The 17,228-nt window shown below is 51.0% G+C and carries 13 protein-coding genes, 1 tRNA gene and 1 pseudogene; 9 read left to right on the forward strand and 6 right to left on the reverse strand.

Translation table 11 applies throughout. The annotated features are described in order from the left end of the window. Positions 1-419: 419 nt before the first annotated feature. Together GX147_05405 and gdhA are read right to left on the reverse strand one after the other, a co-directional pair. Positions 420-495, reverse strand: a tRNA-Asn gene (locus GX147_05405). 129 nt (positions 496-624) lie between these two features. Beyond that, positions 625-1,974, reverse strand: a complete 1,350-nt coding sequence (gene gdhA, locus GX147_05410; protein ID NLN60137.1) for an NADP-specific glutamate dehydrogenase — start codon at positions 1,972-1,974, stop codon at positions 625-627. Between the two features lie 490 nt (positions 1,975-2,464). Here gdhA and GX147_05415 point away from each other — a divergent pair, with 490 nt between their 5' ends. Then, positions 2,465-3,235 carry a hypothetical protein gene (locus tag GX147_05415; GenBank protein NLN60138.1) on the forward strand — a complete coding sequence of 257 codons (771 nt, stop codon included), beginning with the start codon at positions 2,465-2,467 and terminating at the stop codon, positions 3,233-3,235. Positions 3,236-3,351: 116 nt separating this feature from the next. On the opposite strand, the gene GX147_05420 is transcribed toward GX147_05415, so the two are convergent. After that, the gene (locus tag GX147_05420; GenBank protein ID NLN60139.1) at positions 3,352-4,662 is read right to left on the reverse strand and encodes a hypothetical protein; all 1,311 of its coding nucleotides are present in this window, start codon (positions 4,660-4,662) and stop codon (positions 3,352-3,354) included. A gap of 49 nt (positions 4,663-4,711) precedes the next feature. Then, entirely contained in the window at positions 4,712-5,086 is a 375-nt protein-coding gene (gene atpE, locus GX147_05425) for an ATP synthase F0 subunit C (protein NLN60140.1), read from the reverse strand. Positions 5,087-5,613: 527 nt separating this feature from the next. Here atpE and GX147_05430 point away from each other — a divergent pair. From GX147_05430 to GX147_05445, 4 genes are all read left to right on the forward strand, one after another. Further along, complete coding sequence (locus tag GX147_05430) at positions 5,614-5,790, forward strand: hypothetical protein (protein ID NLN60141.1); 177 nt, start codon at positions 5,614-5,616, stop codon at positions 5,788-5,790. Positions 5,791-5,928: 138 nt separating this feature from the next. After that, complete coding sequence (locus tag GX147_05435) at positions 5,929-8,544, forward strand: PAS domain S-box protein (protein NLN60142.1); 2,616 nt, start codon at positions 5,929-5,931, stop codon at positions 8,542-8,544. Positions 8,545-8,655: 111 nt separating this feature from the next. Beyond that, positions 8,656-10,038 carry a sigma-54-dependent Fis family transcriptional regulator gene (locus GX147_05440; protein NLN60143.1) on the forward strand — a complete coding sequence of 461 codons (1,383 nt, stop codon included), beginning with the start codon at positions 8,656-8,658 and terminating at the stop codon, positions 10,036-10,038. A gap of 11 nt (positions 10,039-10,049) precedes the next feature. Beyond that, positions 10,050-10,685 (forward strand): YihA family ribosome biogenesis GTP-binding protein, encoded by a 636-nt coding sequence (locus tag GX147_05445; protein NLN60144.1) that lies wholly within the window; start codon positions 10,050-10,052, stop codon positions 10,683-10,685. Positions 10,686-10,971: 286 nt separating this feature from the next. Here the strand turns inward: GX147_05445 and GX147_05450 are convergent, their stop codons facing one another. Then, entirely contained in the window at positions 10,972-11,505 is a 534-nt protein-coding gene (locus tag GX147_05450; GenBank protein NLN60145.1) for a bacterioferritin, read from the reverse strand. 295 nt (positions 11,506-11,800) lie between these two features. Between GX147_05450 and GX147_05455 the strand changes: the two genes are divergently transcribed. The 4 genes and pseudogenes from GX147_05455 (at position 11,801) to mutS (ending at position 16,320) form a co-directional block, all read left to right on the forward strand. Continuing rightward, the gene (locus GX147_05455; GenBank protein ID NLN60146.1) at positions 11,801-13,000 is read left to right on the forward strand and encodes an FprA family A-type flavoprotein; all 1,200 of its coding nucleotides are present in this window, start codon (positions 11,801-11,803) and stop codon (positions 12,998-13,000) included. A gap of 30 nt (positions 13,001-13,030) precedes the next feature. After that, the gene (locus GX147_05460; GenBank protein NLN60147.1) at positions 13,031-13,189 is read left to right on the forward strand and encodes a rubredoxin; all 159 of its coding nucleotides are present in this window, start codon (positions 13,031-13,033) and stop codon (positions 13,187-13,189) included. Between the two features lie 96 nt (positions 13,190-13,285). Then, positions 13,286-13,696 (forward strand): annotated as a pseudogene (locus GX147_05465) (phage holin family protein). After that, complete coding sequence (mutS, locus tag GX147_05470; GenBank protein NLN60148.1) at positions 13,693-16,320, forward strand: DNA mismatch repair protein MutS; 2,628 nt, start codon at positions 13,693-13,695, stop codon at positions 16,318-16,320. The pseudogene GX147_05465 and the gene mutS overlap by 4 nt, the downstream one beginning before the upstream one ends. 15 nt (positions 16,321-16,335) lie before the next feature. Here mutS and GX147_05475 read toward each other — a convergent pair. Beyond that, the coding region (locus GX147_05475) for a type II/IV secretion system protein (GenBank protein NLN60149.1) at positions 16,336-17,228 on the reverse strand (893 nt) is incomplete at its 5' end.

Consider the following 17,228-nt stretch of genomic DNA (forward strand, 5'->3'; position numbering starts at 1 on the left):
CCGTTCGACACTGCCTGAAGGCGATGTCGCCGGCACCCACAACGGTCTCCGATCTCACGGCTGTTTCCGCTGTCTGGTAATCCTCTTGCGCCGGACCTACTGGTCCGGCTTTCGGCAGATACCTACCGGAGGGGAGTTCGAAATGTCGAAGAGGGTGCAAGGATGCAACGGGGCTGTTAAACAAGGCGGGTCAAAAAACGGAGAACGGGAGAATTCGGAAAGGACATTTTCGGTGAGCGCCCGTAACCCCCAGGGTTGCACCCGCCCCCCGGACTGCGGGCTTCAAAATGGAGAATCAGGGTAAATGTGCGGGCGGGCGTAAGTCGGCGTGGGCACGCCAGAAACGACGAGACCCCGAGGGGATCACCCCACGGGGTCTTGCGTTAAACAAGAACCGCTGAAATCAGCGGATTGAATTTTGGCTCCCCAGCGCGGACTCGAACCACGGACCCGATGGTTAACAGCCATCTGCTCTACCGACTGAGCTACTGGGGAGTATATTTCAGTGGAACGTTGAATAGTACAAAAAAGCTCTGTTGTCAATCAAGTAATTGGCCTGTTCCCACCTCCTCGATCCATCCTCCTCCAAACTCATCTGTTGATACTGTTTACAGGTGAGGAGAATCAAACAACCCCCTGATCTATCATGGCGTTCGCAACATTTACGAACCCGGCGATATTCGCGCCGGCCACATAATCACCCCTGTGGTTGTACATGTCGGCGGCCTTCAAACAGTTCTCATGAATGTCCGACATGATTTGTTGAAGGGTTTCGTCGATTTTTTCCGCCGGCCAGTAGATCCCCAGGCGGTTCTGGGACATTTCCAGCCCGGAGACGGCCACCCCTCCCGCGTTAGCGGCCTTGCCGGGGGCAAAGAGGATTTTTGCGATTCGAAACACATTTATCGCTTCGAGGGTGGAAGGCATATTGGCACCTTCCACAACACATCGGCATTTGTTTTTCATTAACGCCGCCGCGTCCGATTCATCGAGCTCGTTTTGAATGGCGCAGGGTATGGCGATGTCGCAGGGCACGGACCAGGGTCGTTTCCCTTCCACAAATTCCGCCTTGAAGCGTTCCGTGTACTGCCGGACCTGATCCCTTCCGCTGTTTCTCATTTCAAGCATGAATGCATTTTTTTCATCATCAAGCCCGTCGGCGTCATGGATAAAACCGTCAGGGCCGGACAGGGTCACGACTTTACCGCCCAGGTCGATGACTTTTCGCACCACCCCCCAGGCGACCTGTCCAAACCCGGAAACGGCTACCGTTTTTCCTTTGATGCTGTCGTTTTTGGTGTTCAGCATCTTCTCAGTGAAATACACGATGCCGAATCCCGTGGCTTCCGGGCGAAGTCTGGAACCTCCCCATCCCACGGTTTTCCCGGTGATGACCCCGTTAAACGCATGGGTGAGACTTTTGTATTGGCCAAAGAGGTAACCGATCTCTCTTTTTCCGACACCGATGTCGCCTGCAGGAACATCGATATCCGGCCCGATGTATTCGTGCAGTTTCAGCACATAGCTCTGACAGAATCGCAACATTTCGCGAGGGTACAACCCCATTGCAGGAAGATCCGCCCCGCCTTTGCCCCCTCCCAGCGGCAATCCCGTCAGGGCGTTCTTGAACATCTGCTCAAACGAGAGAAACTTCATCGAATCCAGATCGACAGACGGGTGAAATCTCAGCCCCCCCTTGTAAGGACCCAGCGCGTTGTTAAACTGGACGCGGTATCCGTTATGCACCCGTACTTCATTTTTGTCATCGAGCCATTCCACTTTGAAGCTGATGGCCCGGTTGGGCACGGTTATCCTTTCCAGTATCCGTTCCGCCTGGTATTGGGGCTCCTGATCCAGAACGGGTGAAATGGTATAAAAAAGCTCTTTTACCGACTGAAGAAATTGTTTTTCCCAGGGCACCCGGGCTTCCAATTTATTGAGAACCTCTGCAGCATATCCGTTCAAGTTTTCCATATTCTTCTCCTTCGATTGACCTCGCTTTGCGTCCGCGGTTGTATTCCACGGAGCGCGGACATCTTCTTCCCGTTTCGGGACAGACAAGCCTCCCGACCGGCATCGTTAATGGCGCAAACGCGTTAGGGAGAGGGGAGATCCGATGCGGTCATTTTAATGGAATCGAATTCAGGTAACATCTTTCCAAGGTTGTTTGTCCGTAAATTATGGCGCCGTTATAGCACCGGCGAACCCCGCTCTCAAGGGAAATTTCACGGTCAAGACAATCCCGGGGATAAAGAGGCTCAACGTCATCATGGATCCGGCTGCCGAAAAAGGTAGTAGTAAATTCCTGCACGCCCCTGTATCATCCATTCTTGGCATCGCTCTGTATGTGCAGGAATTAACAAGAACAGGCTTGCCTTGGAAAAATCAACGCCCATGAACAACCAACACAGCCGATCGTTGCGCTTCGGCTGTTTTCCCCTGTTGGGCCGATAGGAGAAATGAGATGATACAAGCTGTAGTGACCCCCGCTGCGGGAAAGCGACTGATTGCAAAGGCTCTGACCGTACACCCGGCGATAAGAACGGCGTTGCAGTCCCGTACGGTCGCTGTTATCGCCGGAACGACCAATGGATACGTGGCGGAAGAGCTGCTGTCGATATGTGGGAATGCGGAGGGTTTTTCGCGTCAGCGGTTCTTCCGCGGAATCACGTTGCCGCCGTACGAGAAGATGAATGACTCTGGTCGATCAGCCCAGGGGAGTCCATTTCCGGGTGATGTCGTGATCCACAAGGGAAGATGGCTGGTCGGGAAGACCATCTTCGATGTGGTTGATGATTTGACGGAAGGGGATGTCATTCTCAAGGGGGCCAATGCGGTTGACCTTGTACGCAGGCAGGCCGGCATCCTGGTAGGAGATCCAAGAGGGGGCACGATTCTAACGGCCCTGCAGGCCGTTGTGGGAAGACGTGTGCGCCTGATCCTGCCCGTCGGACTGGAGAAGCGTGTCATCGTCGACTTGAATGGCATGGCTGCCCGCCTGAATGCTCCAGGCACAGGCGGTCTGCGACTGCTCCCCGTCCAGGGGGAAGTTGTGACGGAGATAGAAGCCATTGCGATGCTCACGGGGGCGAGGGCGGAATTGATTGCCGCCGGAGGCGTGTGTGGCGCCGAGGGTGCCGTATGGATGGGGATTTCAGGAACAGACGAACAAGAAGATTCTGCCAGGGAAGTCCTGGCGGGTATCAAGGGAGAACCGAGGTTCGCTTCGACATAGAATCTTCAGCCAAATCGTTTTTTGTGACGGTTAAAAAGGGCAATGGCCGACTCAAATAAAAGCCGGGAACTTGCGTTCCCGGCTTGCGAAATCATCTGGGTTCAAAAGACCCTCTCTTAGTCGTCATCCTCATCACTGTAATAATGGCCCGGTCCCTGCGATCCTGAAGGCACTTCCGACGCTATGGAACGGGTGATGCCCCGCGACAGCAGATAAAGAATGAAGAACAACAGAACCATGGACACGATCATGATTATAATGATTGTCGAGGTCCAGGATTGGGCTTCCTTTTCGATGGCCTGGGCCGCTTTCAATGCCACGGCATTGTAGGCGTCCACATCGATGCCCATACCGATCCAGCCGAAACCACCCGGCTGAGGGTAATCCTTCGTGATGAACTTGATCGGCGCGTAGGCGACAAACTTCGTTCGCCCGCCGAAATTATAAATCTTCATGCCGGACTGGCCCCGTGCCGCCTCAGCCGCGACCTCGGGCAGATTGGGGTCCATGAAGCCAAGCAGATTGAGATTCAGGACTTCCTTGCCCTCGCCTGTTAAAGCGGCTGCGGTTTTTTCCTCAAGAGGCGGGACCATGGTTCCGTCCTCACCTTGCCCCACGATATGATAATCGCTGGGATGGGAAATGACGAAGCCCCGGTTGTCCACCATATAGGCATAATTGCCCGTTTCGGTATCCGATTCGTAAACCCTCTCGGCCTGAGTGGGTATAATGTGGTCCGTAAATTCTGCGAGATGTTTCGCGCTTAACGCAAATTCCAGCACACCGGCAAAACCGTTCTGATCAAAAACGGGGGTTGCGAAACGAATCACACCATCAAAGCGTTTTCCCTTGTCAAATTCCGCCCGGCTGACGTACAGGCCCGTGACGGATGAGACATAGACCTCTCCTTTATTCAGAGACTTGGCCTTGGTAAAGTAATCTTCGTTTTTAAACGTTGTGTTGGCCGGATTGGCAACATTGACCAGCTTGTCCTTCTCCGTGATCTCTCCGTTGAGGATTTTGATCCGTTCCATCCCGTTTTTGTCGATGAGCGACAACTCCGGGTACATCAGCGCGGAAACTTTTACGATTTTTCCGTCCACCTTGGTCCAGACATCTTTTTTATTTTCATTTACAAATTGTTTGTAAGACTGCTCGCTCTGGGGAAGAATCGTCGCAACAAGAAGATCCTTCTTTCTTTCCATGAGAAACCCGGCAACCTCATCTGCCACATTCGTAGCAAGTATCTTGATTCCTTCCTGGGATTTCGGGTCCAGGGCCGTAACCGCCTTTTCCTTTACTGTAACCCCTAATTTAAAAATGCCGTTGGCAATAAGAATGGCCATCAGTGACAAGGGGATTACGATAAGCAGGAAGAAGACTCTCGCTACTGTGAAAAACTGCTTATCTTTTTTGGTATCTGACATTCCCTTTTCCCCCTAACTGTCTTTAGTTAGAATTGAAGTGTTATTATTATTATCCAACGAACAGAACCTTATAGGGGTTTGCATACAGCAAAACGAGGGAGACAACCAAAGCGTAAATTGCAACGGATTCGGCCATGGCCATACCGACCAGCATGACGGTCATAATTTTGCCCTGTACGCCCGGGTTTCGTCCCACCGCCTGACAGGCCCCATTCGCCGCGCTACCGATACCGGCGCCGGCGCCGATGGCGCCCAGACCAATTGCCAGGCCCGCGCCCACCATGGCGCCAACCGCGAACAGAACCTTCACATACGACTCACCCGTGGGGAGAGCCTCAGCTGCGAAAACCACCGGCGACGCAACCAACAACGCTGATGCTGACGTGAATAGAGTGAACAACCCTTTCCAAACTTTCCTTAACATTTCCCTTTCTCCTTTCTAAAAAAGTAAACTATGTAGTTTCTCGCCCCTCATTAACACAAATTCGAGCATTGATGAAGGGGAAAATGCCGATTCGTCGGATGTCTTTGCAATCGATGTGCCATGGCCCACTATAAGAGGTATATTGTTTATAAGTCTCGGCAATCATTCTTTGTTCATTTTGCAGCGCTCAAAACCTGCGTATACGAAGATGGCCGTATTTTTAATGATCCATTAAACGAGACGCAAAAATTGAACGAAAAGTAAAAAAGGAAAGATAGTCGGATCAGCCGATCCCAATAATGTTCAACGGCTCCTCCGTTTTGATTGGACCGAATGATCCCATCCATTCCGGTGGATTGATTATGCGGAGACGGCATAAACATTGTCGTTGACAACTTTGAATTTGACCAAGTAGTATGACAAAGAAGAAAAAAGTACGCTTCTTGCGGTCGAGGCCTGTCCAATGTATGCGTTTCTGTTGGCATGGTGATTATCGATTCTGAAAACTGTCCATTGAGGTCGTGGCGATGCAGGAAATTCTGACCGGGGTTACCTATCTTGTGGTCTGGCTGATCTGTGAAAGGATTTTTCAGATCGAGAGCGGTTTGACGAAGTTGCTTATTTCCTTGGGATGCGCGGTTGGGGTCTATGTGGTGATCGCCCTTAAAGATTATAGAGAAAAGAAAAATCAGGACGAGTCATAAAAGATGAGGTGCGAGGCATCGGAGCGAGTCTTCTTGATGTCCACGGGGAATCGCAGGTCATGGACCCTCTTTCTTGACATGAAAGGAAGGGGGTCTTTTTTTGGTCAACAACCGGGACGGTATCGGGCCGCGTAAGGGATGAGTGAACGACACGACAAAAAAGAGCTCGGTTTCCGCATGGTTGCTTCCATCTGGGTTGCCACCGTCGTGATCATCTGTCTGATTCTCCTCTTGGCGATTACGATTCAACACAAGATAGAAGAAGGCATGGTTGAGCAGTCCGGGCGGCAACAGATGGCCATTGCCAAGGAAAAGGCCGGGCGGATTGAAGAACTTCTCAGGGACATAGAGAGACGCCTGGTCATTTTATCGAGGCTTCCCTCAGTCAAAAAGATACGCCCCGATGATACGGCCAAAAGCATTCGGGTCATCTTTAATGATCTGGAAGGGAAGGTAAAGTTCATTGCCAGACTGGATGAAAAAGGGGATGTTCTCATCGTCCATCCCGAAGGAATGGTGACGGGCCGTTTCGGACACGGGTTGCAATATATTCGTTACTTTGAAGAAATTGAACGGACGGGGAAACCCTATATCAGCGATTTAATCATGCTCGAGCTGGTTGACGACAAGGGGAAAAAAGGGATAAGCAAAGCCATAATCATCGGTGTACCCAAATATAACGACGACTTTCGATTTACCGGCGTCGTTTTGGCCGCTCTGCCCCTGGAAACCCTGGTGAACGATTATTTCATCAAGGGTGATACGCGTATTTTGCATGATACCTGGATGATTGACCACAACGGCACCCTCCTTGTCCATCCCGGAAATGAAAAAACGGGTATGGATGTCAGTATCCTCGAGAAGGGCTATATACAGGGAAAATTTTCTTTGAAGGAGAAAATTTTGAAGGAGCGGGCAGGGTATGGCGAATTTGTCCTGTCCGATGAAGACGCGAGAGGGGAGAAACATGTTGTGGCTTACGCACCGGTGGACTTCACCCGGGGCGTTTGGTTTCTCGCCGTCAGCACCCGGTACAGAGCAATCACGTCCGTCATCAGGCGGGCCTTCGTCAATACGATGATGGGAACGGGCGGGTTGATCGTTGTAATCCTCCTCGCCGGTTCCTATTTAACTTATGAAAGCAGAAAAAAACTGCAACTCAGAGAGGAGTTGAAGCGGATCACCGAACGCAGCGAGTGGCAGGAGAAGCTGTTGAGGGAAAAGAAAACAATCGAAGGGATCATCGAAGGATTTCCCATTCCCACATTCGTTATAAACAAAAATCACGAGGTGATTCTCTGGAACAGGGCCTGCACGGAACTGACCGGGTATGAAGCCCGGGATATGATCGGCACAAACAGACATTATCTGCCGTTTTATGCGGACAGCAGACCCCTTGTCGCGGATTTGATCATCGACCAGGATCTCGAAGGGATGGAACGGTATTATGGCGAAAAGAAAGCCAGGAAGTCGGAAAAGATCGAAGGCGCCTATGAATCCCGGGATTATTTTGAGAACCTGGGCGGCAAGCCCAGGCACCTGTACTTTCTGGCCGCTCCCATTTACGATGAAAAAGGTGAGATGATCGAGGCGATTGAAACGCTCCAGGACATATCCAAAGAAATCGCCATGTCCAAAAAGATCAAGGCCTATGCCAACAATCTCCAGGAAGAGCTGGATGCAAATATCCGTCTTCGGGAAGAGGTCGAATCGCTTTACGCATACCTTCAGTCCATCATCGACAGTTCACCGGACCGTCTTTATGAACTGGATGCGGACGGTATGATTAATTATGTGAGTGGCGATTTAAAACGCGGTGCCCACCTCGTGTCTCCTCGGTTCAAGGGAAAACATTTTATGGAATTCGTCGCTCCGGAACACAGGGAAGTGACCATGGAAAATTGGATGGGGCTGAAGCAGGGCGTGTTCAATCCCTATGAGATCGAGGCCCGCGCCAAAGACGGGACCAAAAGAAATTTGTTGATTACGCCGACCCGCGTCAAGGGGACAGACCGCTACCTTTTCGTTCAGCGCGATATTACGGAATTCAAAAATCTCGAAAAGAAATTCTATGAAAGCCAAAAGCTGGCCGCGGTAGGCCAACTTTCAGCAGGGATTGCCCATGAGGTTCGGAACCCCCTTTCGTCAATCAAGATGAGTCTTCAGATTCTCGAGAAGCGCATGAATCCCGAGGGAAATGATCTCAAGCGGTTCAGGATCGCCCAGCGGGAGGTGGAGCATCTGGAAAGTCTGGTGAATGATGTACTCATATACGCGAAACCCCTGGCACCGAAAAAGGAAATGGCCGATCTGCAGAGGGTTCTGGAAAGATCCCTTCATCTTTGCGAGCGTCATATAAAGGACAAGGAGATTCGGGTGAAGACGAGTTATGATGAGGACTTCCCGCTCCTGTTCATTGATACGGCCATGGTGGAACAGGCCCTGATCAACCTGTACCGGAATGCCGTCGATGCCATGGAAAAGGGAGGGGTTTTGTCCATTACCGTTCGCCAGCTAAATCGTGAGAATCCTGAGGCCCTGATTGAAATCAGCGACAATGGTTCCGGCATCGCGGAGGAGGACATGATCCATCTGTTCAATCCTTTCTTCACCAAAAAACAGTATGGGACCGGGCTTGGCCTGACACAGGTAAAAAAAATCATCGAACTCCATGGCGGCACAATCGATGTGGCCAGTGAAAAGGGGAGAGGTACGGAAGTTCGAATCTCCCTGCCTGTCAGCGAGCATTATTGATTTCCTGTGCCTTATATTCTGAAGCAACCGTAAGAGGCGGCATATTCCCATTCATGGAACCTTGAAAGAATAAATTCTCTTTCAATTGAGGATCAGGGGAGCCAAAAAGTTATGATAAAAGTTCTGGTGATAGACGACGACCTGTCCATCTGCGAGACCCTCGAGATGTATTTAACCGAGGAGGGTTATACGGTTTATACGGCCAACACGGGGACGGACGGATTAAACAAGTTTATCGAAACGAACCCGGATGTCGTCATTCTGGACATCCGTCTCCCCGATATAACAGGCTTCACGGTTCTCGAAGACCTGCGGGAGGAAAATGAAAATGTCAAAGTCATCATGATTACGGCGCACCATGACATGGAATCGACGATCAATGCCATGAAGGGAGGGGCCTTCGATTACATTCACAAACCGATTCATATCGACGAACTGGATATGGCGATAAAGAAGGCTCTCAAAACCCAGGAAATGGAGAAGAAGATCGATGGCTTGCTCATGGAACCGTCACGCAGCTTCAAAGTCGGGGACATCATCGGTACAGGCCGAGAGATGCGGGAGATATTCAAAACAATCGGGGTGGTTTCCCAGAGCCGGACGACGGTTCTGATTCAGGGAGAGAGCGGAACGGGAAAGGAACTGATCGCCAAGGTCATTCACCACAATACCTCGCCTGACGAACCCTACATTGCGATCAACTGTTCGGCAATTGTGGAAACGCTTCTGGAGTCCGAGCTGTTCGGGCATGAAAAGGGATCCTTTACGGGAGCGATAAGCCGGAAATTGGGCAAATTTGAATTGGCCCGTTATGGAACGGTTTTTCTCGATGAAATCAGTGAAATGTCCCTGAATCTCCAGGCCAAGCTGCTTCGGGTCCTGCAGGAAATGGAATTTGAGCGGGTTGGAGGGAAGGATCGGGTCAAGGTGAATGCGCGAATCATTGCCGCGACGAACAAGGATTTCAAAATAATGGTCAAGGAGGGAAGATTCAGGGACGATCTCTTCTATAGGCTGAACATCGTGGCAATTACCATTCCACCGCTCAGGGAAAGAAGGGAGGACATTCCACCGCTTGTTGATTACCTGATAGTAAAGATCAACCGTGACCTTCATAAAAAGGTCATGGGAGTCTCCCCGGAAATGATGGATTTGTTCATGCAGTATTCCTGGCCCGGCAATATCCGGGAACTGGAAAACCTGCTGGTTCGCGCGGTGGTGGTGGCCAAGGGCCAGATCCTCGTCAAAGCCGATTTTCCCGATCTTATTGAACATGCTTCCGGTGAAGTTCCGTCTCAACCCCCGATCGTTGAAGATTTTCCCAAAACGGAAAAACCGATGACCCTGGATCAGGTGGAAGAGGTTTACATCAGGAAGGTTTTGGCAGAAAACACCCATAAGAATAAGGGGGAGATCTGTGAGATTCTCGGAATTTCAAGACCGACACTGGAACGAAAGCTCGAAAAGTACGAAATTTCCTTCGAAAGAGATTAGAGGCTGGTCCGATGAGGATAACGTCCGCTGAATTTATTAAAAGTGCTGAAACAACAGACCATTACACGCCGGAAACCTTGCCTGAAGTGGCTTTTGCGGGACGGTCAAACTCCGGTAAATCCACCCTCATCAATACGCTCGCTGGTTATCGTCGACTGGCCAAGGCCAGTACAAGTCCGGGACGGACCCGATTGATCCAGTTTTTTGTGATCAACGGAACAATTTCTTTTGCCGATCTGCCGGGTTACGGATACGCAAAGGTGCCCCAGTCTCTCCGGGTTTCCTGGCGTTCCATGGTCGAGACCTATTTCCGGGAGCGGGGGAATCTGCGGCTGGTGATTCTGGTGGCCGATATCCGGCGGGATATAAGTGATGACGAGCGCATGCTCATTGACTGGTTGGGTTTGTATGGGCGTCCGGTAATCCTCGTGTTATCGAAGATTGATAAATTGTCGCGGAATCAACGGAATGTAAGACTGAAACACATCCGTCAGTCTCTGGATGCCTTGCCCGCTGAGAATCTTTTCCTCTGTTCGGCACGGACAGGGGAGGGAAAGGAAAAAATCTGGCTTCGCATTGAGGATGCGCTGAAATCTCAAACGGGTATTTCGCAAGGTCCCCTCACCATGTCCGGTCTTCCGGAGTGAAGAATGCTTCTTTACATCGAAGGCGGATATTTTTCTCCCGTTGATTCGTAGGGCAGGGCGAAAGCTTCGCACAAGCCGATCCATGGGGACCCTTGTCTCACAACGGGGAACGACTCTGATCTTTATCCAGAACGCTCCCTGGATACGGGTATTGACCGGAATTGCCAACAGGCGCGGCGTGCAAAGCCATCAAAGCGGTTCTGCCTGGACGGGCACCGAACAAAACGCCAACCCGATTGCCGTTTCAACGAAAGCAGCGGCATGCCCTTCTCTGGAATTTTACCACTCAGCCCTCCGCAGAAACGAAGCCGCGGGCCGGTGTGCCTGTGTCTCCCGGCGTGCCGGCCATCTGGGCCAGATAGACGGCACCGAGGGTTTTGATGTGGCCGGAGACATTGTCGAAGTAATTGAAGTGCGTCTGTTCTTCGTCAATTATGGTTTCGAAAAGCTTTGCGCTGACGCTGTCCCCGTTATCACGACAGACCTTCAGGAACTGGTTGTATTCATCGACCGTATCGTCTTCCAACTTGGCGTCGAAAGAGAACACGACATCCACTTCCTGGGCTTTCACTGTTTCTGCGGCACTGTCCGTTGTGGGTTCGCCACCCAATTCTTTGATCCGTTCGGCAAACATTTCGGCGTGACGCATTTCATCGATGGCGATCAGCTTGACTTTCAGGGCCAATTCGCCGTAATCGGCATTGTCCAGGTTGTAATGCTGATTCATGTACTGATGGATCGCATGTAACTCCATCGAACGGGCCTTATTCAATGTCTCGATGACCTTTTCTCTTCTTTTCTCTCTTTCCGGTTGTCCCATAATGTACCTCCCCTTTGAAAATTTATCGCACGTCTGTTTTTAGTGGTTTTCCCGATCAAGGGTCTTGGCAAGGAATCGGTCACACCGATCTCAAAGAATCTTTATTTTAGTCATAATTTTTTATCTGTGCAACCGGTAAATTTCGATGTTTCGAGTGTTTGCGCTTCCCCACGGACAGGAGGGTGAAAATGGAGATGATTTGTTGACGAACCCTGGAAAACTTTGTTAATGTCCCAAGACATGACGTAAACGTAAGAATGGATCAATTCTCGAAGAAGGAGGTTGCGAATTTATCATGTATAGCGCTGTCAAAATCAGTAATAATGTTTACTGGGTAGGGGCTGTTGACTGGAATATCCGTGATTTCCACGGTTATCAAACCAAAAGGGGAACCACCTATAACGCCTATTTGATCGTGTCCGAAAAAGCGGCCCTGATCGATACGGTGAGGGCGCCCTTCAAAGATGAAATGATGTCCCGCATCAGATCCGTCATCGATCCGAAGGAAATTGAAATTATCGTCTCCAACCATGCGGAGATGGATCACACGGGTTGTCTGCCTGATCTGATCAGAGAACTCAAGCCGGAAGCCGTCTACGCTTCACCCATGGGCGCAAAGGTCTTGCAGGAACTCTTTACGCTTCCCCAGGAGGTCATTCCCGTTAAGGACGAGGATTCCATTTCACTTGGAAACATGAATCTTACCTGCATGGAAACGCGGATGGTACACTGGCCGGACAGCATGTTTTCCTACCTTGAGGATGACAAGCTTTTGTTTTCCCAGGACGGATTCGGAATGCATTATGCGTCCTCCGAGAGGTTCGATGGGGATATTCCCGAATCAATTCTCGAATACGAAGCCTCGACATATTTCGCGAATATTTTGCTCCCTTTCGCTCCCATGGTGGCTAAACTCATTAAGCGCATCACGAGTTCCGGTCTCGAAATCAGGATCGTTGCTCCCGACCACGGACCGGTCTGGAAACGGAATCCCCAGGGAATTATCCAGAAGTACATTGACTGGTCCGAACAGAAGCCCTCGGACAAGGCCGTGATCGTCTATGGTTCCATGTGGCAGAATACGGAGAAAATGGCCCGGAGCATCGCGGAGGGACTTGCCTTTCGGGGTATTCACGTGAAAACCATGTGCATGGATGTCCATCACCGGAGCGAGGTGATGTACGAACTGCTCGATTCGGCGGCAGTCGTCATCGGTTCCTCGACGCTGAATAATAATATGTTGCCTCAGATGGCGGATATTCTGACCTACATGAAGGGTTTGAAACCAAAGAATCTGATGGGATTCGCTTTCGGTTCCTACGGATGGAGCGGCGAAGGCGCCGTACATGTCGATGCCCAGATGAAAGAGATGGGAATTGAGTTGACGGGTGAACCCCTGCGGGCAAAGAATGCTCCGACCGAAGCGATCTTCAGGGAGTGCTACGAACGCGGCGATGCGTTGGGAGAAAAGATACAGAATTTGCTGGACCGATAAAAAAACAATATACGAACAGGAGGAGTGAAGATGCAAAAATATGTCTGTACGGTGTGCGGTTATATTTATGATCCTGCAAAGGGTGACCCCGACAAGGGAGTCGCCCCGGGAGTAGAATTTGAAGACCTTCCCGCAAGCTGGATATGCCCCCTCTGCGGCGCGGGAAAAGAATATTTCAAAGCGGAATAAGACCGGCCCACGGAACCAAGAAGGAGAGGCAGGGCCGTTCCTGTCTCTCCTTCTCGATGAATCAGAACGTTATTTTCGCCAGGGAGACATTGTTTCTTGAAATTGCTCATTAAATGGATCATCTAGACGGCATCGATCATATTCGTATCCTACATTCTCGATGGCATTCAGATTGACAGCTTCCTGACGGCTTTGATCGCCGCGGCCCTTCTGGGCATTCTCAACACGGTTGTTCGTCCCCTCTTGATCCTCTTAACACTTCCCGTCAATCTGATGACCTTTGGAATTTTTATTTTTGTCATCAATGCCATGCTCCTCATGCTGGTTTCTCATGTCATCAGCGGTTTTCAGGTCAACGGTTTCTGGACGGCCGTATCCGGTTCGATCCTGATCACCCTTAGCAGCGCTCTTCTGAATCGGCTCATCAAAGAGAATCCTCCTCCGAAACCACCCCGTTTTACAGGGGTCGTCGACCTGGAGGAAAAAGAAAAGGGACGTTGGGAATGACGGAACCCGTTGTTTTGACACCCGCCATGAAACAGTACCTTGATATCAAGTCACAACATCAGGATGCAATCCTGCTTTTCCGTATGGGCGATTTCTATGAAATGTTTTTTGAAGACGCTCAGACAGCATCCCGCGAGCTTGATTTAACACTGACTTCCCGGAACAAGGGGAAGGAAGACGCTATCCCCCTGTGCGGATTCCCCTACCATGCGGCCTCCTCGTACATTTCCAAACTGATCAACAAGGGGTACAGAGTGGCTATCTGTGAGCAGATGGAGGATCCGAAACTTGCCAAGGGGGTCGTCAAGCGGGATGTGGTCAGAATCGTCACGCCGGGACTGGTCGTTGACGACAGCAATTTGAATCCCAAAGAGAATAATTTTCTTGCCTCGGCATACTGGGCAGAGCAGTGTTACGGAACCGCCTTTGTCGATTTATCGACGGGTGAATTCCGGGTCGGCGCGTCTGGTGACTGGGAGAGCTTTCTCTCCACATTGACAACTTTCAGGTTTCGCGAACTGCTCTTGGCTGAAAATATGCCGGAAAAAAACCGATTGGCCGAAGCGCTGGGAGAAATGCATTCATACCGCTGCAACGAGTTTCCCGAAACGTATTTCGATACGTCGGGGGCAGCAGATCTCCTGAGGGAACAGTTCGAAGCGGGACTTGTACAAAGACTAAATATTGCGGATAAACCTGCCGTACTGGGTGCCGCCGGCGCCGCTTTGCGCTATATCAAAGAAACACAGAAAGGTCAGATCAGCCATCTGAACAAAATCGAATGGTATCACTCCGACGTCTATCTTTTGATTGATGAGGCGGCCAGACGAAACCTGGAGATCTTTTCAACCATGGCCGAAAATACCGCCAGGGGGTCCTTGTTTCATGTCATTGATGAAACCATGACCTCCATGGGGGGACGAAAGCTCCGCTGGTGGCTGAATTACCCCCTTATCAGCCCTGAGCCGATCAAAGAGAGACTGCTGGCGGTACATCAATTAAAAGAAGAACATCTGTTGCGACAGAATTTGAGGAAAGTCCTTGGCCGGATCTACGATCTGGAGAGATTGGGCAGCCGTGTTGTGATGGGCATCGCCAATGCGCGGGATCTGATCGGCCTAAATCATTCTCTGAAGGTGATCCCCGAAGTAAAATCCCTGATTGCTTCGATGGATACCCCATTGATTCATGAAATTTACGATGAACTGGACGAAATGGCCGACCTCTGCGATCTGCTCCAAAAATCCATTCATGATGACCCCCCATTGACCCTGCGTGAGGGAGGCATCATAAAGGAGGGTTACGACGAGGAATTGGATCGTTATCTTTCCCTATCGAAGAACGCCAAACAGTGGATCGCCGCCCTTGAGGAAAAGGAAAGGAAACGGACGGGCATCAACTCGCTCAAAGTTGGTTTCAACAGTGTCTTTGGCTATTACATCGAAATTACAAGGGCCAATTCCGATTTGGTTCCCCCCGACTACATACGTAAACAGACTCTGGTCAATGCGGAACGTTACATCAATGAGGAGCTGAAAAAGTACGAATACGAGGTGTTGAACGCTGAAGAATCACGGAGGGAACGGGAGTACACCCTTTTCGTCCAGGTTCGTGAAAGGATTGCCACAGAGATTCGGCGCCTGCAGCAATCGGCCTCACGAATTGCCGAACTGGATGCCCTGACGTCCCTGGCGGAAGTGGCCGAACGCTACAATTACTGCTGTCCCGTCGTCGATGACGGCGATCTGATCCGAATCCGGGATGGACGACACCCCGTCATCGAGCGCATGCCCCTTCCGGAAGGATTTGTACCGAATGATCTGGTGCTCGATTTGGAGGATAACCGCCTGCTGATCATCACGGGTCCGAACATGGCCGGAAAATCAACGTATATCCGACAGATTGCCCTGATTATCCTGATGGCTCAGATAGGCAGTTTCGTTCCCGCCGTGGAGGCACACATCGGGGTGGTGGATAAAATATTTGCCCGGATCGGCGCTGCGGACAATCTTTCCCGCGGGCAGAGCACCTTCATGGTTGAAATGACCGAAATGTCCAATATTCTCAGAAATATGACCGGCAAAAGTCTGGTCATTCTCGATGAAGTCGGACGTGGTACCAGCACCTTTGACGGATTGAGCATTGCCTGGGCAGTGGCGGAGTATCTGCATGACTTTAAGGGCAGCGGTGTACGAACCATGTTTGCCACCCATTATCACCAGTTGACAGAGCTCTCGGTAACGAGGAGAGGGGTACGGAATTACAACATCGCCGTCAAGGAATGGGGGAACCGCATCATCTTCCTGCGAAAAATTATTGAGGGCGGCACCAACCGCAGTTATGGGATTCAGGTGGCGCGCATTGCCGGTGTCGATGATGCGGTGATAGATCGCGCCGGCGAAATACTGAACAATCTGGAAACGGCTGAACTGGATGTGACCGGAAAACCCCGATTTGCCAGGGAAAAAACCGCAGGCCCCCCGGTCGGTCAGCTGTCTTTGTTTGCGGATGAACGCGAACTGTTGATCGAAGAATTGCAATCGCTGGATATCGCTAACCTGACCCCCCTGGAAGCGCTGGTTTGGGTGGGGAAATGGAGGGACAAGCTGAAACAACCGATTTGAGGTGGCCGTCGTATCTCACTTGATGCAAACACGTCTGACCTGTTTTATATCCGTGACTCCCTGAAGGGCCTTTTCGATTCCGTCCTGAAGAAGAGTGGTCATCTCCTCTTCCATGCCCGTTTCCCGTACGACCTCAACGGTATCGCGCTTCTGAATGTGGCGGCGGATGCGGTTGGAGTTCAACAGCAGTTCGTGGATGGCCATCCGCCCCTTGTAACCCGAGTTGTCACATGCATCGCATCCTTTCGGTTTGTAAAGCATAAGGTTATCACGATAGGGAATGTTCAGTTTCTTGAACTGGGCTTCACCGTATATTTCCACAATTTCCTTGTATTCATCAAGGGTGGGATGATAAGCCACCTTGCAGTTTTTGCACAGGGTTCGCACCAGCCGCTGGGCAAGGACACCCAACAGGGAGTCGGCGAAGTTCAATGGATCGATTCCCATATCCAAAAGGCGAACGATCGTCTCCGGGGCGCTGTTCGTGTGCAGGGTGCTGAAAACCAAATGACCCGTGAGGGATGCTTCAATACCGATCTTCGCTGTTTCGAAATCGCGCATTTCGCCGACCATGATGACATCAGGATCGGCTCGCAGAAAGGAGCGCATGGCGGCGGCGAAGTCAAAGCCGATTTTTGGCTGAACCTGTACCTGGCGCAGACCGTACTGGGTTATTTCGACAGGGTCCTCCGCCGTCCAGATCTTCTTCTCCGGTGTATTGATGTGGCCCAATGCCGCATGAAGCATCGTGGTCTTTCCGGAACCGGTGGGACCGACTACGAGGATCATTCCATAGGGCTTGACAAGGATGTTCACCAGTTCAGCGTGATTTCTTTTGGAAAGGGCCATATCCCGCGGAGTAATAACGTCCCCACTTGCGAGAATACGCACGACCACGTCCGCCACCG

This window comes from Deltaproteobacteria bacterium, assembly GCA_012522415.1.
Classification (GTDB): domain Bacteria; phylum Desulfobacterota; class Syntrophia; order Syntrophales; family JAAYKM01; genus JAAYKM01.

Bases quoted from the DNA above. Each gene is read 5' to 3' on its own strand.
- gdhA (NLN60137.1), bottom strand. From the start codon at position 1,974: ATGGAAAACTTGAACGGATATGCTGCAGAGGTTCTCAATAAATTGGAA.
- GX147_05415 (NLN60138.1), top strand. From the start codon at position 2,465: ATGATACAAGCTGTAGTGACCCCCGCTGCGGGAAAGCGACTGATTGCA.
- GX147_05420 (NLN60139.1), bottom strand. From the start codon at position 4,662: ATGTCAGATACCAAAAAAGATAAGCAGTTTTTCACAGTAGCGAGAGTC.
- atpE (NLN60140.1), bottom strand. From the start codon at position 5,086: ATGTTAAGGAAAGTTTGGAAAGGGTTGTTCACTCTATTCACGTCAGCA.
- GX147_05430 (NLN60141.1), top strand. From the start codon at position 5,614: ATGCAGGAAATTCTGACCGGGGTTACCTATCTTGTGGTCTGGCTGATC.
- GX147_05435 (NLN60142.1), top strand. From the start codon at position 5,929: ATGAGTGAACGACACGACAAAAAAGAGCTCGGTTTCCGCATGGTTGCT.
- GX147_05440 (NLN60143.1), top strand. From the start codon at position 8,656: ATGATAAAAGTTCTGGTGATAGACGACGACCTGTCCATCTGCGAGACC.
- GX147_05445 (NLN60144.1), top strand. From the start codon at position 10,050: ATGAGGATAACGTCCGCTGAATTTATTAAAAGTGCTGAAACAACAGAC.
- GX147_05450 (NLN60145.1), bottom strand. From the start codon at position 11,505: ATGGGACAACCGGAAAGAGAGAAAAGAAGAGAAAAGGTCATCGAGACA.
- GX147_05455 (NLN60146.1), top strand. From the start codon at position 11,801: ATGTATAGCGCTGTCAAAATCAGTAATAATGTTTACTGGGTAGGGGCT.
- GX147_05460 (NLN60147.1), top strand. From the start codon at position 13,031: ATGCAAAAATATGTCTGTACGGTGTGCGGTTATATTTATGATCCTGCA.
- mutS (NLN60148.1), top strand. From the start codon at position 13,693: ATGACGGAACCCGTTGTTTTGACACCCGCCATGAAACAGTACCTTGAT.